Below are 23,106 nucleotides of genomic sequence, written 5' to 3'. Positions count from 1 at the left end.
ATAGTGAACATTTCAGAAATCAAGGAGTTAATGACTCAATTTGATCAATCGAGTTTACGAGAATTTTCTTATAAAACCTCTGAAAATGAATTGGTTTTTAGTAAAAATGATAGGAAAGTCGAAGAAACAATAGGCTCACAATCAGATGATGTGGTAGAAAACCCAGATGGTGATTGGGATAATGCTAGTTCAGAGGCTCCTATCGTGGATGCAGAACAATCTAAGGAAACGGTAAAACAAGAGATGGGTGATCTTATTGAGAGCCCACTTGTTGGCGTTGCTTATCTATCTCCAAGTCCCACACAAGATCCATTTGTTAGAGTTGGTGATTCTGTTAAAAAAGGTCAAACGCTTCTTATCATTGAAGCAATGAAGGTCATGAATGAAATTTTGGCACCTAGAGATGGTATCATTACAGATATTTTAGTGGCAAATGAAGAAGTAGTGGAATTTGGTAAAGGATTGGTAAGTATCAAATGATCGATAGTTTAAAAATAAAAGAGGCATTGCCCCATCGCTACCCGATGCTTTTAGTTGATCGTGTGATTTCTCACTCTGAAGATAGCATTGTCGCGATAAAAAATGTGACTATTAATGAACCTTTCTTTAATGGTCATTTTCCTGACTATCCAGTAATGCCTGGTGTTTTAATCATGGAAGCTCTTGCCCAAACAGCAGGTGTTTTGGAATTATCAAAAGAAGAAAATAAGGGTAAGTTAGTTTTCTATGCAGGAATGGACAAGGTGAAATTCAAAAAACAAGTTGTCCCTGGAGATCAACTGGTAATGACGGTTAATTTTGTTAAAAGAAGAGGATCGATTGCTGTTGTAGAAGCAAAAGCAGAAGTTAATGGTCAATTGGCTGCAAGTGGTATCTTAACATTTGCTATGGGTCAGTAAGTATAAAAGATGTAGGAGAAGGCGACGAGATGTTTCATAAGATATTAATTGCTAATAGAGGTGAGATTGCGGTACGTATTATTCGTGCGGCCAGAGAGCTTGGTATAGCAACAGTTGCAGTCTATTCTGAAGCAGATAAAACAGCTCTTCATACCTTACTAGCAGACGAATCGATTTGTATTGGACCTGCAAAGTCTACAGATTCTTATTTGAATATGAATTCAGTTTTGTCTGCTGCTATTGTTACTGGCGCACAAGCGATTCATCCAGGATTTGGTTTTTTAAGTGAAAACCCTAAATTTGTGACCATGTGTGAAGAGATGAATATTACATTTATCGGTCCGTCAGCTTTGGTGATGAATAAAATGGGTGATAAAATTAATGCTAGAAAAGAAATGATAGCTGCAGGAGTCCCAGTTATTCCGGGTTCTGAGGGAGAAATTCTCTCAGCGGAGGAAGCGCTAAATGAAGCAGATCGTATTGGCTACCCTGTTATGTTAAAAGCATCGGCAGGTGGTGGAGGCAAAGGGATTCGTAAAGTAAGTACAAAAGAAGAATTAGTGCCTGCTTTTGAATCTGCTTCTCAAGAAGCTCTAGCAGCCTTTGGTAATGGTGCCATGTATATGGAAAAAGTGGTTTATCCTGCTCATCATATCGAAGTGCAAATTTTGGCTGATAGCTTTGGCAACACTATTCATTTAGGAGAAAGAGAGTGCTCTCTCCAACGCCATAATCAAAAAGTGTTAGAGGAAAGTCCTTCTATAGCTATTGGTGAAGGCCTTAGACAAAAAATGGGAGATGCGGCTGTTAGAGCAGCCAAGTCTGTTGGTTATGAGGGAGCTGGTACTATTGAATTCCTACTAGATTCTCAGACAGGCGAATTTTATTTCATGGAAATGAATACAAGAATTCAAGTAGAGCATCCTGTAACAGAATTTGTGACTGGTGTTGATATCGTAAAAGAGCAAATTCGTATTGCAGCAGGACAAGCTTTATCTTATCAGCAAGAAGATATTGTTATTAAAGGCCATGCGATTGAATGTCGTATCAATGCTGAAAACCCAGAATTTAATTTTGCACCAAGTCCTGGAAAGATTAATGATATTCATCTTCCATCCGGTGGTGTTGGCTTACGCGTTGATAGTGCGGTTTATAGTGGCTACACTATTCCTCCTTACTATGATAGTATGATTGCTAAAATTATTGTTCATGGTGAGAATCGTTTTGATGCTTTAATGAAAATGCAAAGAGCCTTGTATGAATTTGAAATTGACGGCATTCAAACTAATAGTGATTTTCAATTTGATTTGATTTCTGACCCCAATGTGATTGCTGGTGATTATGACACGTCATTTTTGATGGAAACATTTTTACCAAACTATAAAAAAGATAAGGAATAGAAATTTTTGTGGCATTATTTGAAAGAAAAGATAAATACATAAGAATAAACCCTAATCGTTCATCAAGACAAACAAAGCAACATGAGATGCCAGAGGTTCCAGACGATCTTTTTGCCAAATGTCCGTCATGTAAACACATGATTTATCAAAAAGATCTAGGATTGGCTAAAATTTGTCCGCGTTGTTCTTATAACTTTCGTATTTCAGCCAAGGAACGTCTTCATTTAATCGTAGATGACGCTAGTTTTGAAGAGATGTTTTCAGGACTTGAAACAAAAGATCCTTTAAAATTTCCTCAGTATAAAGAAAAACTCGAAAAGGTTAAAGCAGAAACAACGTTAGATGAAGCTGTTCTAACTGGGACAGCAAGCATCAAATCTCAAAAAGTTGCTCTTGCAATCATGGACTCTCATTTTATCATGGCTAGTATGGGAACAATTGTGGGTGAAAAAATGACAAGACTTTTTGAATATGCCACCAAAGAGCAACTGCCTGTTGTTGTCTTTACGGCATCAGGTGGTGCAAGAATGCAAGAAGGTATTATGAGCCTTATGCAAATGGCTAAGGTTTCTGGTGCTGTTAAACGTCATTCAAATGCTGGTTTATTCTATCTAACGGTTTTGACAGACCCAACCACAGGCGGTGTGACAGCTAGTTTTGCCATGCAAGGCGATATTATTATCGCAGAGCCTCAAGCCCTAGTAGGCTTTGCTGGAAGGCGTGTGATTGAGTCTACTGTAAGAGAAACCTTACCAGATGATTTTCAAAAAGCTGAATTTTTATTAGAACATGGTTTTATTGACTCTATTGTTAAGCGAACAGATCTTCGTGAAGTGATTGCTAAATTAATCATGTTTCATGGAGGGCTAGCATGAGTAGTATTAAAAGAATTTTAAAAGAAGCTAGAGATCAAGCAAGAATGACGACTTTAGATTACATCAATGTCATTTTTGAGGATTTTATCGAACTACATGGTGATCGTCATTTTGCTGACGATAAATCAATTGTTGGTGGCATTGCTAGATTGAATGATTTAGCTGTCACGGTTATTGGGATCCAAAAAGGAAAAAATTTACAAGATAATTTAAATCGTAATTTTGGACAGCCTCATCCAGAAGGTTATCGTAAGGCATTAAGATTGATGAAACAGGCTGAAAAGTTTAACCGACCAATTGTCACTTTTATTAATACCGCTGGTGCCTACCCAGGTGTTGGCGCAGAAGAGCGTGGACAAGGTGAAGCCATCGCTCGCAATCTTTATGAAATGAGTGATTTAAAGGTTCCCATTATCGCCATTATTATTGGTGAAGGAGGCTCAGGAGGGGCTTTAGCTTTAGCTGTTGCTGATAAGGTATGGATGCTAGAAAATACTTTTTATGCAGTTTTAAGTCCTGAAGGTTTCGCCTCTATTCTTTGGAAAGATGGCACCAGATCAATTGAAGCGGCAGAATTGATGAAAATCAGTGCTGGAGAGCTTTTAAATATGGGTGTCATTGACAAAATTATTCCTGAGCATGGTTATTTTTCAAGTGAAATTATTGCTATGATTAAAAAATCTTTAGTTGAAAGTTTAAATGACTTGCGACAAAAAGATAGTTTAGAACTAATTGAAAATCGTTACCAACGGTTTAGACAGTATTAAAATCTCATTTAATGAGGTTTTTTCTTTTTCTTTTATTTAAGAAATAATAACAGAGATGTGGTAAAATAAAGGGATAAGGAAAAAGGTGGATAAGTATGGGAAGATTGATTCCAAGTCGAATAAGAACAGAAGGTGTTTCATTGTATGAACAAGGAGCACTTACCATTTTAGAGAATACAGACAAGGCAATAACTGCTAGGATAGAAGATGAAACTATTGTTTTTTCTTATGACGAAGCCATGATAAAGTGTTCTTGTCAATTATTTGCTCAAAAAAATTATTGCCAGCACCTTGCTGCTATTGAATACTTTTTGAAAAATGATAAAAAAGGAAAAGTCTTATCAGAATCGATTCATACAGAAGAGCCGACTGTACCAGTATCGACCTCTTTTGGTAGTCTATTTTTAGATAATTTATCATTTGACGAAGATGATGAACTTAAGTATCGTCTTTTTGCAGAAGGGATGAAAAGTCCTTATTCATCAGATTTTTGGTGGACGTTAAAAATTAACCGTCTTCCTGATGAAAAAAGCTATGTCATTCGTGATATCAAAGCTTTTTTGATGACTATTAGAAAAGAAAGTTACTTTCAAATTGGAAAAAACTATTTTGAACCTTTGCACTTATCACAATTTGATGCTAACAGCCAAGAGTTAATCCAATTTTTGTGGCGTCTTATTCCTCATAAAGAACGTGTTGACTTGTCCTATTTGCTTCCAAATCAAGGCAGACATTTAAGCTTTCCGGCTGGTTTTTTTGAGGAAGGTGTGTCTTTATTAACGCAACTGACTCATTTTTCTTTTGAGATGGCTCATCAAAAATTTCAGACGCTTATCTTTAGAGAATTATCGTCACAAGATCATCTCTTTCACTTTAAGGTGATTGTTCATCGTCAGACGATTGAACTCATTGTGACAGAAAAAAATAGTCAAGCTTTTTTTGATAGTCGTTATATTTTTTATCAAGGTGTTTTTTATCACTTGGACAACAAGCAAAGAAAACTCTTTTTAGCCATCAAAAATTTACCCATCGAAAATGATTTGAGTAAACATATTCATTTTGACATCTCCGAACAAGCAAAATTAGCAGCTAGTCTCTTAGAATTTAAAGAAATAGGAGACGTTGATGCTCCTAAAAGTTTTGCCATTAAAGATTTTGATGTCTACTTTGATTTTGATCTTTCGTTACATAATGATGTTTTATTAAACATGACCTTTGATTATGGTAATCTTAAGATCAGTAGTCAAGAAGAATTAAATAATCTTCCTTTTACCAGTCACTTTAAAAAAGAAGAAAAAGTCATTAAATTACTAAGATCAGAAGACTTTACCGTTGGTTTTTCATCTCAAAGAAAATCTCTTGAAAAAGAGGAACTCTATGCCTTTTTTGAGGGAACTTTAAAGCGGTTTGAAGCAATCGGAACCGTTCGGTTATCGGAACGTCTATCTCAATTAAAACAAGTGGAAAAACCATCAGTAACCATTCATACAACTGGAAACTTACTTGATATCTCGTTTGACTTTTCGACCATTGCTAAAGGAGATATAAAAAAGGCTTTAGAGGCATTGGTAAATAAAGAAGATTATATCATTAGTCAGTCAGGCCAATTAATTTTATTTGATGATGACACACAAAAAGTTAGTCAAGTTCTCAAACAATTGCGAGCTAAAGAAAGCCTAGATGGTCATTTTCAACTTAACAAACTAGCTGCTTTTCATTTGTCAGATCTCTTTAAAAATAGTAAGACAGTCAGTTTTTCTAAGGCATTTGAAGACCTATCTAGAAACCTTAGATTTCCTGAACAATTTGAGATTAAAAAACCTGATATTAAAACAAGTCTAAGAACCTATCAATTGACCGGAGTCAAATGGATGAGTATGCTAGATTCTTATGGATTTGGTGGTGTTTTGGCTGATGATATGGGGCTTGGGAAAACGATTCAAACAATTGCTTTTCTTAAAAATCAATTAAGCAAATCATCTAAAGTCCTTATTTTGTCTCCGTCTGGTTTAATTTATAACTGGAAGGATGAGTTTGAAAAATTTGCTCCAGACTTAGATGTTGGTGTAGCTTATGGGCTTAAAGACTATAGAAGTCAACTGATTAACGATAATCATCAAATTTTAATCACCAGCTATCATTCTTTTCGACAAGATTTTGAAGAGTATCAATCACAACATTATGATTATCTCATTTTAGATGAGGCGCAAATGATTAAAAATACGCAAACCAAAATTGCTCAAAAATTAAGACATTTTAATGTTGGCAATTGTTTTGCCTTATCTGGAACGCCAATTGAAAATAAATTATTAGAAATTTGGTCTATTTTTCAGATTGTTTTACCTGGTTTGCTACCGAATAAGAAACAATTTTTAAAACTGACACCTGATGAGGTCTCAAGATATATTAAGCCGTTTATCATGCGTCGGAAAAAAGAAGATGTTTTACCAGAATTACCTGACTTAATTGAGATGACTTATTCTAATGAATTGGCTGATAGTCAAAAAGCGATTTATCTGGCTCAGCTTGAAAGTATGAAAAATCATTTAAAAGGTGCCGATGATAGAGATATCAATCGTCGAAAAATTGAGATTCTATCTGGCATTACTAGACTACGTCAAATTTGTGACACCCCACAATTGTTTATGGACTATAGTGGTCCTAGTGGTAAGATAGAAAGCCTCAGAGAGCTTCTCTTGCAAATTAAAGAAAATGGTCATAGAACCCTTATTTTTTCTCAATTCAGAGGAATGCTTGATATTGTCGAGAAAGAATTGGTTACACTTGGTCTAAGCAATTATAAAATAACTGGCTCAACACCTGCTCACGAGAGACAAGAAATGACAAGAGCCTTCAACAAAGGCAGTAAGGATAGCTTTTTAATTTCATTAAAGGCTGGAGGGGTCGGTTTAAACCTAACTGGTGCTGATACTGTTATTTTGATTGATCTATGGTGGAACCCAGCTGTTGAAATGCAAGCCATTAGTCGTGCTCACCGAATTGGTCAAAAAGAAAAGGTTGAGGTTTATCGACTGATTACCAAAGGAACGATTGAAGAAAAAATCTTGTCGCTTCAAGATAGTAAGAAACATTTGGTGACAACTGTTTTAGACGGTAACGAAACTAGGTCTAGCATGAGTGTGGAAGATATCAAAGAAATATTGGGAATTGATGATGAAAACGAGAAAATTAAGCAATTGCAATAAAGTTTTGAAAAAAGAACTATTTTAGTTTATAATGGGAATGTTACGGAAAGGATTGCGCATATGGATAAGAAGAATAGAGTTTTTCCTTTGGTCGCTGATAATGAAGCTATTATTGAAGCACCAAAAACCATGAGATTATATGATAATGAAGATTTAATCACCAATATCAAAGGTCATTATGTGGATAAGAATTTTGATGATATCACTAGTGATTATCGTTTTGTTTCCGAGATTCCTGATGTTGATAAAACCGCTCCTGACCGTGTAGAAGTACATAACGAAGGGAAGTCTTATGCAGCAATTGCAAGAGAAGAAGCAAGACAAGATATAAAAAGAAAACGTCAAGCTTATCTTTCAAAAGAATTGACTCATTCAACAAAATCAATCTTTCCTAAAAAGGTGTTACCTTCTTTTCCAAAACATAATAGTGAACTTCATAGAATTGCAAGCAAATTACATCAAGACGACTATATCCTAGCTGATATTGCGCTTAATAATGCTCAAAATGACGAAGTCATTGTTAACAAAAAGAAAAAAAATAGTTATGATTTTTTAAAGAAAAGTCAAATTTATAATAAAAAAGAAATGATACAACATAAAGAGAGAAAAGTCGCACAAGAGCTAAATCTTTCGCGATTTGAAGATATTAACTAGAGGAGAAAACATGTCTAAGACATATCATTTTATTGGCATTAAGGGTTCTGGAATGAGTGCTTTAGCCCTAATGCTTCACCAAATGGGGAAAAACGTTCAAGGGAGTGATGTTGAAAAGTATTATTTCACGCAGAGAGGTTTGGAACAAGCAGGAATTACTATCTTTCCTTTTGATGAAAATAATATTACTGCTGATGTTGAAATTATTGCAGGAAATGCCTTTCATGAACATAATAATGTTGAAATAGCAAAAGCTGTTAAAGAAGGTTACTCGTTTAAACGTTACCATGAGTTTCTTGGTGACTTTATGAACCAGTTTGCTAGTTTAGGAGTCGCTGGTGCACATGGAAAAACCTCAACTACTGGTTTGTTGTCTCATGTGCTTAAAAATATTACTGATACCAGTTATTTGATTGGTGATGGCACTGGTAGGGGATCACAAGATAGTCAGTATTTTGTATTTGAGTCTGATGAATATGAACGTCATTTCAAACCATACCATCCAGAATATTCTATCATCACCAATATTGATTTTGACCACCCAGATTATTTTACCAGTATTGATGATGTCTTTAATGCTTTTAATGATTATGCTAAGCAAGTTAAAAAAGGTCTCTTTCTTTATGGGGAGGATAGTTATTTAAGAAAAATCACTGCATCAGCTCCTATCTACTACTATGGATTTGAAGAAAATGATGACTTTATTGCTTATGATATAACGCGTGAAACAAATGGTTCTCATTTTAAAGTCCGCTATCATAATAAAGAATTAGGAAGTTTTTATTTACCTGCTTTTGGGTTACACAATATTTTAAATGCTACAGCAGTAATTGCTAATTTATATGTTGCAGGTTTTGATATGCTACTTGTCAATCAATACCTTAAAACATTTACAGGTGTTAAAAGACGATTTACCGAAAAAATGATTAATGACGTTGTTGTTATTGATGATTTTGCGCATCACCCTACTGAAATTCGGGCCACTATTGATGCCGCTAGACAAAAATACCCTCAAAGAGAGATAGTTGCTGTTTTCCAACCGCACACATTTACAAGAACTATTGCCTTGTTAGATGAGTTTGCTGAGTCTTTAAACGAAGCTGACAGTGTGTATTTAGCTCAAATCTATGGTTCAGCCAGAGAAACTGATAATGGCAAGGTTAAAGTGGAAGATTTAGCTAATAAAATTGAAAAAGGTGCAAAAGTCATTACGGTTGAAAATGTTTCGCCATTATTAGATCATGAAGATGCTGTCTTTGTTTTCATGGGTGCAGGTGATATCCAATTATATGAATACTCTTTTGAACAGTTGTTGTCTTCTCTAACTCATACCAATCAGTAAAAGGTAAAGTTTTTACGAAAGTAAAAACTTTTTTTAGAAGGAGTAAAAATGTTTATCAGAAAAGTTGAAATGACTGATTTAGATGCTATTTTTCAAATTGAAGTTGATAATTTTGGTGAAGCCATTGCCGCTTCTAAAGAAGTGATTAGAGAGAGGGTTCAATTAATACCAGATAGCTTTTTAATTGCTGAAATGGCTGGCAAACTTGTAGGTTATATTGAAGGTCCTGTGATTGATAAGATGGATCTATCAGATGATTTATTTCAAGCTGTTTCTTCTAATCCAAACTCTGGTGGTATTCAAGCAATAACCAGTCTTTCTATCGCAAAAGACTATCAAAAACAAGGCATTGGGACCTTGCTATTAGCTTCTTTTAAAGATATCGTTGTTAAAAACCAGCGAGAGGGTATTTTACTTACTTGTAAAGAAGAAGTGATCCCTTACTATGAAATGAATGATTTTAAATTTAAAGGCATTTCACAATCACAGTTAGGTGGCGAAATATGGCACAAAATGTTTTGGGAGAATCCTCAAAAAACTTAATTTTATTAAGAATTTATAACATTTTCATAAGATGATTGCTTTTATTTACTTTTTAAGTTATAATGGCGTTTGATAAATGTGAGGAGGCTATACTTTGACAGATATCTATAATGATGATGAGAGCCAAAAGATGCCAAAATCAGAAACTTTTAAAGAAAAAATATTAAGAGAGTTAGAAGAAGCTAAAGAAAAACAAGTTGCTGAAGAACTTGATTTAAAAAGTCCATTAAATGATTCAAAAACGGATGATTCCTCACTTTTGAATGAATTTAAGCCACTAGACTCTCAAAATCATAAAACTGAGAAAGTTGATACGAGTCAGTTTAGTAATATGCCGGAGGAATCTTTTTCTGAAAGGACTGAAACACCTAAGACTCCTACTGAACCATTAAATTCTCAAAATGATTTATCTGAAGTCCCAACGGAGTTGACTGATGAAATAATCGGATTTAATAGAGATGATAATGCCGATACTATTGTCTTATCAAAAGCAGCTATAGAAAAACATATAGAGAATGAAGATATTTCCTCATTGGAAAGTGAACCATCTATAGACACCGATACCATTGAATTATCAGATAGTTATCAAACTATGAAAGAGGATGAAGCATTGAGTCGAAGAAGTAGAAAAAAAACAAATAAAATTGCAAGTAAGATTTCTTTATTGCTAGGAACAATAATTTTAGTTTTATTGTTAGCAACGGCTTTTTTTGGTTATCGTTATGTGACGAGTGCTATCGAGCCGTTGGATCGCAATTCTACAGAATTTATTCAAGTGGAAATTCCTGAGGGTTCTGGAAATAAATTAATCGGACAAGTACTAGAGCAGTCTGGTGTTATTAAAAATGGTATGATTTTCAATTATTACACGAAATTTCGTAACTATGGGAATTTCCAAAGTGGCTATTATAATCTTCAAAAAAGCATGTCTTTAGATGAAATAGCTCAAGCTCTTCAAGAAGGAGGAACGGCTGAACCAGTCAATCCTGTTTTAGGTAAAATATTGGTTCTTGAAGGCTATACTATTAAACAGATTTCTGAGGCAGTAACAATTAATTCAGAGTCTGAAAATAAAAAAGGTAAAACACCCTACACTTCAGACGATTTTCTAAAGGTTGTGACTGATGAAGCCTTTATCACTAGAATGAAGGAGACTTATCCTCGTTTGCTAGAAAGTTTACCAGAAGCCAATGCGGTTAAATACCGTTTAGAAGGCTATCTCTTCCCAGCTACATATAATTATAGTGAAGATACTACTATGGAAAATATTGTTGAAGAGATGATTGCAACAATGGATAGTAATTTAAGTCCTTATTACGATACAATTGCTTCTCAAGGATTAACTGTAAATCAATTATTGAGTTTAGCTTCTTTGGTTGAAAAAGAAGGGTCAACAGATGATGATCGTAAAAATATAGCCGGCGTCTTTTATAATCGTTGGAATATTGGAATGCCACTTCAAAGTAACATTGCTATTCTTTACGCTATGGATAAATTAGGAGAAAAAACGACACTATCTGAAGATGCAAAAATTAACACAGACATCGATTCTCCTTATAATATATATAAAGAAGTAGGATTGACACCAGGGCCTGTGGATAGTCCAAGCTTATCTGCGATTAAAGCGACAATAATGCCAGCTCAGACAGATTACTTATATTTCGTTGCAGATGTAACGACTGGTCAAGTTTATTATGCGACAACATTTGAAGAACATTCTGCTAATGTTGAAAAATATGTGAACAGTCAATTACAATAGCATACAAAAACATGGTGTGATTTCACATCATGTTTGTCTTTAAAATAAAAAATAAAAAAATAGATAAAAAAGGAAAATTATGACAGAAAAAACTTATCCAATGACACTGACAGAAAAAGCTCAACTTGAAAAAGAATTAGAAGAGTTAAAACTAGTCCGTCGTCCTGAAATTGTAGAACGTATTAAAATTGCTAGATCTTATGGAGATCTCTCAGAAAATAGTGAGTATGATGCAGCAAAAGATGAACAAGCTTTTGTTGAAGGTCAAATCTCAACACTTGAAACGAAATTACGCTTTTCAGAAATTATTGACAGTGATGCTATAGCAAAAAATGAAGTTGCTATTGGAAGAACTGTTGTGATTAAAGAAGTTGGTACTAATGATGAAGACAAGTATGTAATTGTTGGTTCAGCAGGAGCTGATCTATTTGCTGGTAAAATTTCAAATGAAAGTCCAATTGCGCAAGCGTTAATTGGGAAAAAAGTTGGTGATATTGCAACAATTGTATCACCGGCAGGAAAATACAATGTTGAAATTATCAGTGTTGAGAAAACCGAAGAATAAAAAACATAACTGTTTTTTAACAGTTATGTTTTTTTATTAACGCTTTTGTTTTCCTTGATTTCGGTTTGTTTTTTTAGGTTTTGAAACAGCAGGAGCGATTGCTTCTTTGTTTTTAGGAGTGACATCTTTACGTGTTTGAGGCGTTGATTTCGGTGCTTTAGGAGGATTGTTTTTAAATTCTTCAGCAACTTTTTTACGTAATTTAGGTTTTAAGACGGTCATCACAATTAGCTGTTGGATAATACTAAAGATACCTCCGACTAGCCAATAAAGAGCAACACCTGATGGTTGAGAGATAGTAAAGAAAATCATCATGATAGGTGTAGAATACATCATAGTTTTCATTTGTTTTTGTTGTTCAGCTGGCACTGCTCGCATTGATAACCAAGATTGGAAGAAATAAAGACTGGCAATGATGGCTGTTAGAATCAGATTTGACTCTGATAATTTAAACCAAAGAAAGTGAGATTCTGAGACACCTTCTGTGAATCTTGCTGCATAGAACAAGGCTGAGAAGAATGGCATTTGGATAATAATCGGTAGACATCCGATTCCTCCAAACATACTCACACCATTTTCTTTTTGAGCCGCCATAAATTCAGCTTGTGCTACCATCTTTTCTTCTTGACTAGAAGCATTTTGCATTCGTTCTTGAATTGGTCCCAAAATTGGTTGCAAATAAGCACGTTTTTCTGATTGATATGTAGCATTCCAACTTTGATAAAGTCCCAAAGGTAAGATAATCACAAGACGAACGATAATGGTTGCAATGATGATAGCTAAACCAAAACCTAACCCCATATCGTTAGCAAAATACTTGATAACTTCACCCATTGGTTCAACGAGAAAACGATACACCCATCCTTCACCGGTAGGGACTCCTTTTTTTTGCTGAACACAGCCAGATAGAAAGAGAAGGATTGATAGAGCTAATCCTGAAAATAAGAAACGTTTGATATTTTTGTTCACGGTTACTGTCCTTTAAATTTAGTTATACCTTCCCATTTTACTGTTTTTTTGAGAATTATTCAATAGTTCTTAGGGATGATTTTGAAAATATTATAGTCTGATTATCTGGAAATCTTTAAATTCTTCAGAATTATCTAATGTGACATCAACATAACTTACTTTGGAAAATCGAGAGGGCCCTCTTCTTATTGCTAAAATAAAGTCATCTAGTTTTCTATGATTGGAGGATTGGGCTAAAATTTCAACGGTCCCATCTTTATTGTTCCAAACTCTTCCAGTAATATCACCAATTTGTGATGCTAAGCGATCAATGAAGTAACGAAAGCCAACTCCTTGAACTTTCCCAGAAACAATTATTCGTACTTTTTTCATCAAAACCCCTCCTTTTTGGTATAATAGCTATATGACTATTATAACCTCAAAAACAAATAATCTCATTAAAAAAGCAAAGAAATTATTACAAAAAAAACACCGTAAGACCAGTTACCTGATAGAAGGTTGGCATTTACTCGAAGAAGCCATTAAATATGAGGCTAAAATCTTACATCTTTTTGTGGTTGAAGAACAAAAAGAAAGAGTGCCTCACGTGGCTCCTATTTCGGTAGTTTCTGAAGCTGTTTTAAAAGAATTAACGCTATCAAAGACGCCTCAAGGAGTTGTAGCTGAGATAGCAATTCCTAAAACCCCTCCAATCAAAAAACAAGGACGCTACCTTATTTTAGAAGATGTACAGGATCCTGGAAACGTTGGGACAATGATTAGAACCGCAGATGCAGCCAATTTTGATGGTGTCTTTGTTTCAACGAAAACAGCCGATATTTATAATGATAAAACTCTAAGATCAATGCAAGGTAGTCATTTTCATCTTCCTATATATCGTTTGGAGATGACTGAGATTATCAACCAATTAAAAGCAGAAATGATTCCCTTAATTGCAACCTCTCTAAGAAAAGAGTCTATTGATTATCAAAGTTTAGAAAAAAAAGAGGTTTTTGCTTTAATTATGGGAAATGAGGGCCAAGGGATTTCTGACATGGTTGCAAAAGAGGCAGATATAGTTACTCATATTACTATGCCTGGTAATGCCGAGAGCTTAAATGTCTCAGTTGCTGCAGGAATTCTTATTTTTCACCTGATTTAAAAGATTATGTTATAATACTAATACTTGAAAGAGGTGAGACATTGTATAATAAAGATTATCAAAAAGATAGTGAATTCATGTCCTATGTTGGTCATTTGATTGAGCATCCGAGATTTAAAAAATTAGAAGCAATCACACAGCATCATTTCTCAACACGATTTGAGCATTCCATTAATGTCAGCTATACTAGTTATCTAATGGCTAAGAAAATGGGTTGGGATGCAAAAAGTACTGCTAGGGGTGCCTTACTTCATGATTTTTTCTATTATGATTGGCGCGTGACAAAATTTAAAAAAAGTCATGCTTGGGTTCATCCAAGAATTGCTGTTAAAAACGCTAAAAAAATTACAACACTTAACAAAAAAGAAGAAGATATTATCATCAAACATATGTGGGGGGCAACGCTTGCGCCACCTAGATATAAAGAAGGCTACATTGTGACAATGGTAGATAAATATTGGGCTATTAAAGAAGCAATGACGCCAGTAAGACAATTATTGAAAAGACGACCATTTTTTAAACGCAAAACATTAGGTAGTCATCATAACTAAAGAAAAGGAGATTCTTATGAATAACAACATTTATACGGAAACACAGACGGGCTTAAGTCGCTTTTTTGCTAGAGTTTATGGTTTGGTTGGTATGGGGATTTTACTATCAGCCATTGTATCTGCTGGGATGCTCTATATATTTACTGAGACTTTTGTTGACATTTTGATTAATCACCCTATGATTTATTTTGGTGCCATGGCTATTGAACTTGCTTTGGTCTTTTGGGCGGCTAATGTAGCTCGTCAAAATAGTCCACTAGCTCTTCCTTTATTTTTAATTTACTCAGCTTTGAATGGCTTCACCCTCAGCTTTATTATTGTTCAATACGCTCAAACAACTGTAGTGGCAGCCTTTGTGTCATCATCTATCTTATTTTTTGTCATGTCTATCATTGGACGTGTGACTAAAAAAGACTTATCTGGCATTGGAAAAGCTTTAATTGCCGCCTTGATTGGCTTAATTATTACGAGTATTGTCAATATTTTCTTAGGAAGTGACCCACTTAGCTTAATCATTAGTATAGTGTCAGTTTTTATCTTTTCTGGACTGATTGCTTATGATAATCAACGTATTAAACGTGTCTATGAAGAAAGTAATGGCCAAGTTTTAGATGGTTGGGCGGTTTCTCTTGCTCTTAGTCTTTATCTTGATTTCATTAATTTATTTATTAGCTTGTTAAGAATCTTTGGTAGAAGACGTTAAAACATATTCATTTAAAAAACATTTGATGAGGTTATATGACTTAACTTCTCAAGTGTTTTTTTTTGCTTTGATTTCATTTGCTAATAACAGGTTGTTGCTGATGATATTTTGTCTGTCTAATCTTGTATTTGGAAAGAAAAACTGTCAATAAGAAGATTTGTAAAAACGAGTCTATTTTGCTATAATGAGAAAGTAAAAAATGGAGGAGAAAAGAAAAAATATGACAACTACAGTTTGGATTATAATCGTGTTGGTTGCTTTACTAGCAGGACTTGTCGGTGGTACTTTTATTGCCCGTAAACAAATGGAGAAATACTTAGAAGAAAACCCACCATTAAATGAAGACCTTATTCGAACAATGATGAGTCAAATGGGGCAAAAGCCAAGTGAAGCAAAAGTGCAACAAGTTGTCCGTCAAATGAATAAGCAACAAAAAGCAGCCAAAGCAAAGGCTAAAAAGAAATAATAATCTTTTAGATAAGACTGGGCTTGCCTAGTCTTATTTTAGAAAGAAGATGTGATATGGATAATAGACCAATTGGTTTTTTAGACTCAGGTGTTGGTGGCCTTACGGTTGTTAGAGAACTATTAAGACAGCTCCCTCATGAAGAAGTTGTCTACATTGGTGATTCTAAGAGGGCTCCTTATGGGCCTCGTTCGGCTGAACAAATTAGAGCCTTCACTTGGGAAATGGTGCAATTTTTATTAACAAAAAATGTTAAGATGATTGTCTTTGCTTGTAACACCGCTACAGCAGTAGCTTGGCTAGAGGTGAAATCAAAACTTGATATTCCTGTCTTGGGAGTGATTTTACCTGGATCTAGTGCAGCCATTAAAAATACTTCCTCAGGAAATATTGGTGTTATCGGAACAGAAATGACCATTTCTTCAGATATTTATCGCGAAAAAATAACTGCGTTAGCACCACAAATGACCGTGCTGAGTTTGGCTTGCCCTCCTTTTGTCCCCTTAGTTGAGGCTAATGAGATGACAAGTAGTTTGGCTAAAAAAGTGGTGTATGAAACGCTATTACCAATGGTGGGGAAAGTAGATACTCTTGTTTTAGGCTGTACTCACTATCCTTTACTGCGCCCTATCATCCAAAATGTGATGGGCAGACAAGTCAAATTAATTGATAGTGGTGCGGAATGTGTTCGTGACATCTCTGTCTTACTCAATTATTTTGACATCAATCACCAAAGAGACAAAGGACTAAGAAATCATCAGTTTTATACAACCGCTAGTCGAGATAGTTTTAAAGCTATTGCTGAAAAATGGTTGCAATTACCAGTTAATGTGGAGCATGTAGAAATATGAATCAAAAAATTTATGATTATCAAACCAACAATGATTGGTATGTAGGAAAATGGGATAAAAACACACAGCTGACCAGCTTTGAATCACCAGATAAGTTAAATGAGATTAGCCTAATGGTTTCGCAACTTTTCCGATTAGAGGAAACAAAAGGTATCCAACTCCATGTTGTTAAATTTTCATCTGCCATTAGTTTATTAACTTTTGTTGCTGATATGGTTAATGACCGTTATGGAAAAACTTTGTCTGTTGTCAATCACAAGGGGGCTATTTTACTGATAGAAGAAGAAAAAGTCTTATCAGTTTACTTACCAAAAGAAGGAATGTCATTTACAGATCTTTTTGGCCAGGGTGAGCTTACCAGTGAAACGATAGGTGATAGTATTTTAATTGCCACAAGAAATAATGGTAAAACCAAAGAATTTAAAAAGTTTTTTGCTAAGCTAGGAATTAAGGTTGAAAATTTGAATGATCATCCAGAGTTACCAGAAGTCGAAGAAACTGGTACCACTTTTGAAGAAAATGCCAGACTAAAAGCTGAAACGATTTCACAATTAACAGGAAAAATGGTCTTAGCAGATGATTCGGGATTAAAGGTAGATGCTTTAGGTGGTCTTCCTGGTGTTTGGTCAGCGAGATTTTCTGGTGCTGATGCGACTGATAGCCGAAACAATGCTAAATTGTTACATGAATTGGCTATGGTTCTTGAGCTTAAAGATAGAAAAGCACAGTTTCATACAACGCTTGCAGTTGCTGCACCTGATAAGGAAACATTTATTGTTGAAGCAGATTGGGATGGCTATATCGCCCATATTCCAAAAGGTGAAAATGGTTTTGGTTACGATCCTTTATTTTTAGTTGGTGAAACAGGAAAAACAGCAGCAGAACTTTCTGCGGAAGAAAAAAACGCTATGTCTCACAGAGGTCAAGCAGTTAAAAAACTGATGGAGGTTTTCTCAAAATGGCAGAACTCACGCTAATTGTTATGAGTGATTCTCATGGTGATAGAGACATTATTGAAAATATCAAAACGAAATACTTGGGAAAAGTTGATGCCATTTTTCATAATGGGGATTCTGAACTGCCTTCATCAGATCCTATTTGGCAGGATATCAAAGTGGTGAGAGGCAATTGTGATTATGATAGTGGCTATCCAGAAAATTTAATCACGCAATTGTCTGATATTACTATTGCACAAACCCACGGCCATTTATATGGGATTAATTTTGGTTGGGATAGGCTAAACTGGTTTGCTCAAGAAGCGAATGCTAATATTTGTTTGTATGGTCACTTACATCGTCCTGCAGCTTGGGAAAATGAGCATATTTTGTTTATTAATCCAGGTAGTGTTTTACAACCCCGAGGTGACATCAATGAGCAACTTTATGCTAAAGTAACCATTACTGACCAAACGGTGAGCGTTGATTATTTCACTCGTGACCACATTATTTACCCATCATTATCAAAGGAATTTAAGCGATGATTGCTAAAGAATTTGAAGATTATTTAATCCATTACGCAGATACCTACTTAACGCCTGCAAAAGACCTAGCTATCTTTATTGATACCCACAATACTGATCATGTCATGCTAGTTTTGGCTAGTAACGGTTTTTCTCGTGTTCCAGTGATTACTAAGGATAGAAAGTATGTTGGCACAATTAGCCCGTCAGATATTATAAAATACCAATCAGAACATCAATTAGATGATGAAGCGTTAGCTCGTCTTGATATTTCTAATATGGTTAATAAACGGATAAAGACTATTTCTGTTTCAGCTAACTTAACAGATATTATGCATCAACTTGTTGATTCTTCTTTCTTACCTGTTGTAACGGATGATGAGACCTTTATGGGCATCATTACACGTAAGTCAATTTTGAAAGCTATCAATAGTTTGTTACATAATTTTACAGCCACTTATGAGATTAAAAAGAAATGAGAACAATCATTAATCGCTTTTTAGCTAGTAAAAAATTATCAGAGAATTCAAGATTATCCTACCAATATGATTTGCTACAATTTTTGACGATAGTGGAGGAGAAGCTCTCAAGAGATAAACTCCATTTATATCAAGATTATCTAGCAACTTTAACCTTGTCTGTTCAAAAAAGAAAGCAATCAGTCGTTAATCAGTTTTTGTATTTTTTGTATGAAGAAGAAAAGATTGATACTTTTTTAAAACTAAAAAAAGTGAAACAATTTGGTGGGGTAGATTCTTTGGTTATGGCTCTAGAAGATTTATCTTTCTTTTATGACGAAACAAGCTTTCTAGATGGTCAGTTGATAGCATTGATGATTGTTTCTTTGGGACTTTTACCAAGTGAGTTGTTAGCAATAAAATCAGAAGATATTTCTCTTGATTTTAAGGTGATTACGATAAAAAAGGCGCAACATCAAAGAATACTTACTTTGCCTAATGACTTACTGATCTATCTAAAAGATCGGCTTTCAAATAAGTATTTGTTTGATCATGTTGGCAATCCCTATTCCAGACAGTGGTTGTTTAAACAATTAAACGCTTTTTTATCCTCACATGGTCGTTTGAATATGACGGCTCAAAGTCTTAGGAAGCAATATATTTTGAAGGAAATTAACAGAGGCGTTGATAGTTATACGCTAGCAAAACAGTTGGGCTTAAAAACGACAACGACTCTAGAAAAGTATTATAAACACTAATGGATATAAAATTAAAAGATTTTGAAGGTCCGCTAGACCTATTACTTCATTTGGTTTCAAAATACCAAATGAACATTTACGACGTTCCTATTGTTGAGGTTATTGAACAATACCTTGCCTATATTAAAACCTTACAAGCCATGAGATTGGAAGTTGCTGGGGATTATATGGTGATGGCTAGTCAGTTGATGGTGATTAAAAGCCGTCGTTTACTACCAAAGGTGGTTGAAGAAACCCCAATAGATGAGGATCCTGAGCAGCTATTACTGCAACAAATTGAAGAATACCGTCATTTTAAAGAGCTGAGTCAAAAAATGTCTGAGCAGCATCAAAAAAGAGCCTTGTATTTTTCGAAGCCTAAACAAGAATTAATCTATGAGGATATGACTTTAACTCATGATAAGTCGGTACTTGATATTTATCTCGCTTTTTCAACAATTATGGCGCAAAAACAACGTCAGATTAAAAATACCCATACGACCATTGAAAGAGATGATTTTCGTATTGAAGACATGATGACTTTTATTGAAGAGAAAATGACAACCTTTGAAAGAATCACACTAAGTGAATTGTTTGAGGAAAGTCAGAGCATTAATGAGATGATAACGATTTTTCTAGCCACCTTAGAATTAATTAAGGTGCAAAGTATTGTTGTGACTCAAAAAGAAAATTTTGGCGATATTTTGTTAGTGAGGGGAAATCAATGACCTATTTATCTAAAATTGAAGCGTTACTATTTGTTGCAGGTGAAGAAGGACTTAGTTTAAGGCAGTTATCGCAATTTCTAGAAATAACACCGTCAGCCTTGAAACAACAATTAGAAAAACTATCTCAAAAATACGAATCAGATAATAATAGTAGCTTGTGTTTGATTGAATCCTCAAATAGTTATAAACTAGTGACAAAGGAAAAGTTTGCTGATTTATTGCATGAATTTGCTAAAACACCAATCAATCAAAGCTTATCAAGGGCTAGCCTTGAAGTGTTGTCAATCATTGCCTATAAACAACCAATCACAAGGATTGAAATTGATGACATTAGGGGTGTTAATTCAAGCAGTGTCATTTCAAAATTACAAGCCTTTGATTTAATTCGTGAAAATGGTAAAAAAGAAGTGATTGGACGTCCTAATCTTTATGTTACGACTGATTATTTCCTCGATTTTATGGGAATCAATCAGATTACCGAATTGCCTGATGCCTCAACTATTGCGTTGAAAGAAGAAGAAGTGACTCTTTTTAAAGAGCCTTCAACACTAGAAGAAGAACTAGGAAATAACAATGAGAATTAATAAATTTATTGCACATGCTGGCATTGCCAGTCGAAGAAAAGCTGAAGAGCTAATTACATCAGGACAAGTCACCGTAAATGGTGAAGTGGTCACTAATCTTGCGACAATTATTAAAGTCCATGATCAAGTAGAAGTTAATGGACGTCCTATTTACAATGAAGAAAAAGTCTATTACCTTTTAAATAAACCAAGAGGAGTCATCTCTAGTGTTTCAGATGATAAAGGACGTAAAACAGTTCTTGATTTACTTCCTGAGGTTAAAGAACGTATTTATCCAGTAGGACGTCTAGACTGGGATACAACAGGACTAATCATTCTAACCAATGACGGTGATTTTACAGATAAAATGATTCATCCTAGAAATGAAATTGACAAAGTCTATGTTGCTCGAGTGAAAGGACTAGCCAATAAAGAAAATTTACGTCCCTTAACAAGAGGTGTTGTTATTGATGGTAAAAAGACGAAACCTGCTCGATACAACATTATTAAAGTTGACCGCGACAAAAATCGGTCAGTGGTGGAATTAGTCATTCATGAAGGTCGCCATCACCAAGTCAAGAAGATGTTTGAATCAGTTGGACTACCAGTTGATAAACTTTCAAGAACACGTTTTGGCACACTAGACTTAACGGGACTTCGTCCAGGAGAGTCACGACGTTTAAATAAAAAGGAAATCAGTCAGCTCCACAATGCTGCTGTTAACCATATCAAATGAAAAAACTATTAATTTTACTGGTTAGAGGCTATCAAAAGTTGATTTCACCACTTTTCCCACCGTCTTGTCGGTATCAACCAACCTGCTCTCATTATATGATAACGGCTATTGAAAAACATGGGTTAAAAGGTGTTTTGATGGGGATAGCAAGAATTTTACGTTGCAATCCTTTTGTTGAAGGAGGTAAAGACAGCGTGCCGGATTATTTCACTTTAAAAAGAAATAAAGAAGAGTAATTGACGTGTTATTAAGTTTTAAGCAAGAAAAAAATCTTCCTCGTTTGAGGGAGATTTTTTACTGTTTAGACCATGTTTTTGAAGAAAATAATAATAACATGGGGTATAATTCAAGGCGTCCAGCGATCATGGCTAAGGATAGAAGTAGTTTTGAGAAAGAACTAAAAATTGAGAAGTTTTCAGTTGTTCCAAGCATAGGACCAATATTATTCAAGATACTTGCCACTGCACTAACCACAACCAGTAGTTGATTGTTGTCAATACTAATCAAAAAAACAAGACTAATAAAAATCATCACATATATGACAAAATATCTTAAAATACTATGTTGTGTTTTCTTATCTAAAACCTCACCATTAACATGCAAGGAAACGATGCGATTGGGATAGAGATTCAAGAGCATTTGATTATAGGCTATTTTTAGGAGAATGAGAACCCTCATCACTTTAAAACCACCAGCTGTTGATCCTGCAGAGCCACCAATAAACATCAGAAGTAAGAGGATGATTTGAGAAAATAATGGCCAAAAAGTGACATCATTTAATCCAAAGCCAGTTGATGTTAAGGTTGTTGATACTTGAAAGAAAATTCTTTCAAATGCTTCTTTTGTTGACGCATATAAGCCACCAACATTTAAAAATAACAACCCGACAGCTACTGCAATGATGAACAGATAGGTTTTTAATTCCTCATCTTTAAAGAAACTCTTAACTTTTCCAATTAGTAGCAAATAATAAAGATTAAAATTTATACCAAATAAGAGCATGCCGACTGCAACTATATTGGTGATAAGAGAACTATTATAGTGGGCAATACTATCATTATAGACCGCAAAGCCCCCTGTTCCAGCTGTTCCCATAGCTGTAATAATACTATCAAATAAAGGTAATCCTGCCCACCATAAAATTATGGTTAAAATGGCAAACATCACCAAATAGATGATATAAAGAATTTGTGCAGTATTTTTTAACTTAGAGACGACCTTACCAAAAACGGGGCCAGGAACCTCAGCCCTCATCACTTCGAGGTGGCTATTTTTGCTATTTTCCATAATGGCAAGGGCAAAAACAAGCACGCCCATCCCACCAATCAGATGGGTAAAACTCCTCCAAAAAAGAAGAGAAGGCGATAGCACAGCAGTATCGTTAAGAATGGTTGCTCCTGTTGTTGTAAAGCCAGAGCTGGTTTCGAAAAAAGCATCAATATAATTAGGAATTTGTCCAGAAAGAACAAAAGGAAGTGCTCCAAAAATTGCCCAAAACAGCCAACACAATGCAACAATAAGAAAGCCTTCTTTGGTATAAATTCTAAAGTTTTTAGGTTTTGAAAGACATCCTACACCACCAATGATTAATAAAATAGCCATGGTGATTAAAAAACTGGAAATAACAGTCATTGATTCCTTATAGATAAAGGCGACCCCTAAAGGGACTAATAACAAGGCCGCCTCAATGACTAGGAGTCTTGCTAATAAAAAACGTACCATACTTTTATTCAT

The 23,106-nt window shown here is 34.8% G+C and carries 27 protein-coding genes; 24 read left to right on the top strand and 3 right to left on the bottom strand.

The window, feature by feature from the left end; translation table 11 throughout:
* Positions 1-3: 3 nt before the first annotated feature.
* The 11 genes from accB to greA all read left to right on the top strand — a co-directional run bounded on the left by accB (position 4) and on the right by greA (position 12,010).
* Positions 4-480, top strand: coding sequence for an acetyl-CoA carboxylase biotin carboxyl carrier protein (gene accB / locus JHK62_RS05405; RefSeq protein WP_199575747.1), 477 nt, complete (start codon positions 4-6; stop codon positions 478-480).
* Positions 477-899, top strand: a complete 423-nt coding sequence (gene fabZ / locus JHK62_RS05400) for a 3-hydroxyacyl-ACP dehydratase FabZ (protein WP_199575746.1) — start codon at positions 477-479, stop codon at positions 897-899. Before accB ends, fabZ begins: the two co-directional genes overlap by 4 nt.
* Positions 900-928: 29 nt before the next feature.
* On the top strand, positions 929-2,299 hold the full coding sequence (locus tag JHK62_RS05395; protein ID WP_199575745.1) for an acetyl-CoA carboxylase biotin carboxylase subunit: 1,371 nt from the start codon (positions 929-931) through the stop codon (positions 2,297-2,299).
* Between the two features lie 8 nt (positions 2,300-2,307).
* Positions 2,308-3,174, top strand: a complete 867-nt coding sequence (gene accD / locus JHK62_RS05390) for an acetyl-CoA carboxylase, carboxyltransferase subunit beta (protein WP_199575744.1) — start codon at positions 2,308-2,310, stop codon at positions 3,172-3,174.
* Positions 3,171-3,941, top strand: a complete 771-nt coding sequence (locus tag JHK62_RS05385) for an acetyl-CoA carboxylase carboxyl transferase subunit alpha (protein WP_199575743.1) — start codon at positions 3,171-3,173, stop codon at positions 3,939-3,941. The genes accD and JHK62_RS05385 overlap by 4 nt, the downstream gene beginning before the upstream one ends.
* Before the next feature lie 95 nt (positions 3,942-4,036).
* Positions 4,037-7,147, top strand: coding sequence for a pilus expression-regulating Snf2 family helicase (locus tag JHK62_RS05380; protein ID WP_199575742.1), 3,111 nt, complete (start codon positions 4,037-4,039; stop codon positions 7,145-7,147).
* A gap of 60 nt (positions 7,148-7,207) precedes the next feature.
* Complete coding sequence (gene zapJ / locus JHK62_RS05375; RefSeq protein ID WP_199575741.1) at positions 7,208-7,801, top strand: divisome accessory protein ZapJ; 594 nt, start codon at positions 7,208-7,210, stop codon at positions 7,799-7,801.
* 10 nt (positions 7,802-7,811) lie between these two features.
* Complete coding sequence (gene murC / locus JHK62_RS05370; protein WP_199575740.1) at positions 7,812-9,143, top strand: UDP-N-acetylmuramate--L-alanine ligase; 1,332 nt, start codon at positions 7,812-7,814, stop codon at positions 9,141-9,143.
* A 48-nt stretch (positions 9,144-9,191) separates the two neighbouring features.
* Positions 9,192-9,686: a GNAT family N-acetyltransferase gene (locus JHK62_RS05365; protein ID WP_199575739.1), complete on the top strand. Its 495-nt coding sequence runs from the start codon at positions 9,192-9,194 to the stop codon at positions 9,684-9,686.
* A gap of 94 nt (positions 9,687-9,780) precedes the next feature.
* Positions 9,781-11,445, top strand: coding sequence for an endolytic transglycosylase MltG (gene mltG / locus JHK62_RS05360; protein WP_246447908.1), 1,665 nt, complete (start codon positions 9,781-9,783; stop codon positions 11,443-11,445).
* Positions 11,446-11,524: 79 nt separating this feature from the next.
* Entirely contained in the window at positions 11,525-12,010 is a 486-nt protein-coding gene (greA, locus tag JHK62_RS05355) for a transcription elongation factor GreA (protein ID WP_199575738.1), read from the top strand.
* Positions 12,011-12,046: 36 nt separating this feature from the next.
* Here greA and yidC read toward each other — a convergent pair whose 3' ends face one another.
* Positions 12,047-12,979 (bottom strand): membrane protein insertase YidC, encoded by a 933-nt coding sequence (gene yidC, locus JHK62_RS05350; protein WP_199575737.1) that lies wholly within the window; start codon positions 12,977-12,979, stop codon positions 12,047-12,049.
* A gap of 90 nt (positions 12,980-13,069) precedes the next feature.
* A complete protein-coding gene (locus JHK62_RS05345; protein WP_199575736.1) occupies positions 13,070-13,351 on the bottom strand; it encodes an acylphosphatase in 282 nt (93 codons plus the stop codon).
* A 31-nt stretch (positions 13,352-13,382) separates the two neighbouring features.
* Here JHK62_RS05345 and JHK62_RS05340 point away from each other — a divergent pair, with 31 nt between their 5' ends.
* From JHK62_RS05340 to yidD, 13 genes are all read left to right on the top strand, one after another.
* A complete protein-coding gene (locus JHK62_RS05340) occupies positions 13,383-14,120 on the top strand; it encodes a TrmH family RNA methyltransferase (RefSeq protein WP_199575735.1) in 738 nt (245 codons plus the stop codon).
* A 77-nt stretch (positions 14,121-14,197) separates the two neighbouring features.
* Positions 14,198-14,671, top strand: a complete 474-nt coding sequence (locus JHK62_RS05335) for an HD domain-containing protein (protein ID WP_199575764.1) — start codon at positions 14,198-14,200, stop codon at positions 14,669-14,671.
* Positions 14,672-14,687: 16 nt separating this feature from the next.
* On the top strand, positions 14,688-15,374 hold the full coding sequence (locus JHK62_RS05330) for a Bax inhibitor-1/YccA family protein (protein ID WP_199575734.1): 687 nt from the start codon (positions 14,688-14,690) through the stop codon (positions 15,372-15,374).
* A gap of 220 nt (positions 15,375-15,594) precedes the next feature.
* Positions 15,595-15,840: a YneF family protein gene (locus JHK62_RS05325; protein WP_199575733.1), complete on the top strand. Its 246-nt coding sequence runs from the start codon at positions 15,595-15,597 to the stop codon at positions 15,838-15,840.
* A gap of 56 nt (positions 15,841-15,896) precedes the next feature.
* The gene (racE, locus tag JHK62_RS05320; protein ID WP_199575732.1) at positions 15,897-16,691 is read left to right on the top strand and encodes a glutamate racemase; all 795 of its coding nucleotides are present in this window, start codon (positions 15,897-15,899) and stop codon (positions 16,689-16,691) included.
* The gene (locus JHK62_RS05315; protein WP_199575731.1) at positions 16,688-17,668 is read left to right on the top strand and encodes a nucleoside-triphosphate diphosphatase; all 981 of its coding nucleotides are present in this window, start codon (positions 16,688-16,690) and stop codon (positions 17,666-17,668) included. The genes racE and JHK62_RS05315 overlap by 4 nt, the downstream gene beginning before the upstream one ends.
* Complete coding sequence (locus tag JHK62_RS05310; RefSeq protein ID WP_199575730.1) at positions 17,650-18,171, top strand: metallophosphoesterase; 522 nt, start codon at positions 17,650-17,652, stop codon at positions 18,169-18,171. The genes JHK62_RS05315 and JHK62_RS05310 overlap by 19 nt, the downstream gene beginning before the upstream one ends.
* Complete coding sequence (gene cbpB, locus JHK62_RS05305) at positions 18,168-18,629, top strand: cyclic-di-AMP-binding protein CbpB (RefSeq protein WP_199575729.1); 462 nt, start codon at positions 18,168-18,170, stop codon at positions 18,627-18,629. The genes JHK62_RS05310 and cbpB overlap by 4 nt, the downstream gene beginning before the upstream one ends.
* The gene (gene xerD, locus JHK62_RS05300) at positions 18,626-19,366 is read left to right on the top strand and encodes a site-specific tyrosine recombinase XerD (RefSeq protein WP_199575728.1); all 741 of its coding nucleotides are present in this window, start codon (positions 18,626-18,628) and stop codon (positions 19,364-19,366) included. The genes cbpB and xerD overlap by 4 nt, the downstream gene beginning before the upstream one ends.
* Complete coding sequence (locus JHK62_RS05295) at positions 19,366-20,073, top strand: segregation/condensation protein A (RefSeq protein ID WP_199575727.1); 708 nt, start codon at positions 19,366-19,368, stop codon at positions 20,071-20,073. The genes xerD and JHK62_RS05295 overlap by 1 nt, the downstream gene beginning before the upstream one ends.
* Positions 20,070-20,657 carry an SMC-Scp complex subunit ScpB gene (scpB, locus tag JHK62_RS05290; protein ID WP_199575726.1) on the top strand — a complete coding sequence of 196 codons (588 nt, stop codon included), beginning with the start codon at positions 20,070-20,072 and terminating at the stop codon, positions 20,655-20,657. The genes JHK62_RS05295 and scpB overlap by 4 nt, the downstream gene beginning before the upstream one ends.
* Entirely contained in the window at positions 20,647-21,372 is a 726-nt protein-coding gene (locus JHK62_RS05285) for a pseudouridine synthase (protein WP_199575725.1), read from the top strand. Before scpB ends, JHK62_RS05285 begins: the two co-directional genes overlap by 11 nt.
* Positions 21,369-21,608 carry a membrane protein insertion efficiency factor YidD gene (gene yidD / locus JHK62_RS05280; protein ID WP_199575724.1) on the top strand — a complete coding sequence of 80 codons (240 nt, stop codon included), beginning with the start codon at positions 21,369-21,371 and terminating at the stop codon, positions 21,606-21,608. Before JHK62_RS05285 ends, yidD begins: the two co-directional genes overlap by 4 nt.
* Positions 21,609-21,666: 58 nt before the next feature.
* Here the strand turns inward: yidD and JHK62_RS05275 are convergent, their stop codons facing one another.
* The gene (locus JHK62_RS05275; protein ID WP_199575723.1) at positions 21,667-23,106 is read right to left on the bottom strand and encodes a TrkH family potassium uptake protein; all 1,440 of its coding nucleotides are present in this window, start codon (positions 23,104-23,106) and stop codon (positions 21,667-21,669) included.

It is taken from the genome of Streptococcus pacificus, assembly GCF_016481305.1.
In the GTDB taxonomy this organism is placed as follows: Bacteria; Bacillota; Bacilli; order Lactobacillales; family Streptococcaceae; genus Streptococcus; species Streptococcus pacificus.
This window is presented reverse-complemented; position numbering and strand designations above follow the sequence as displayed.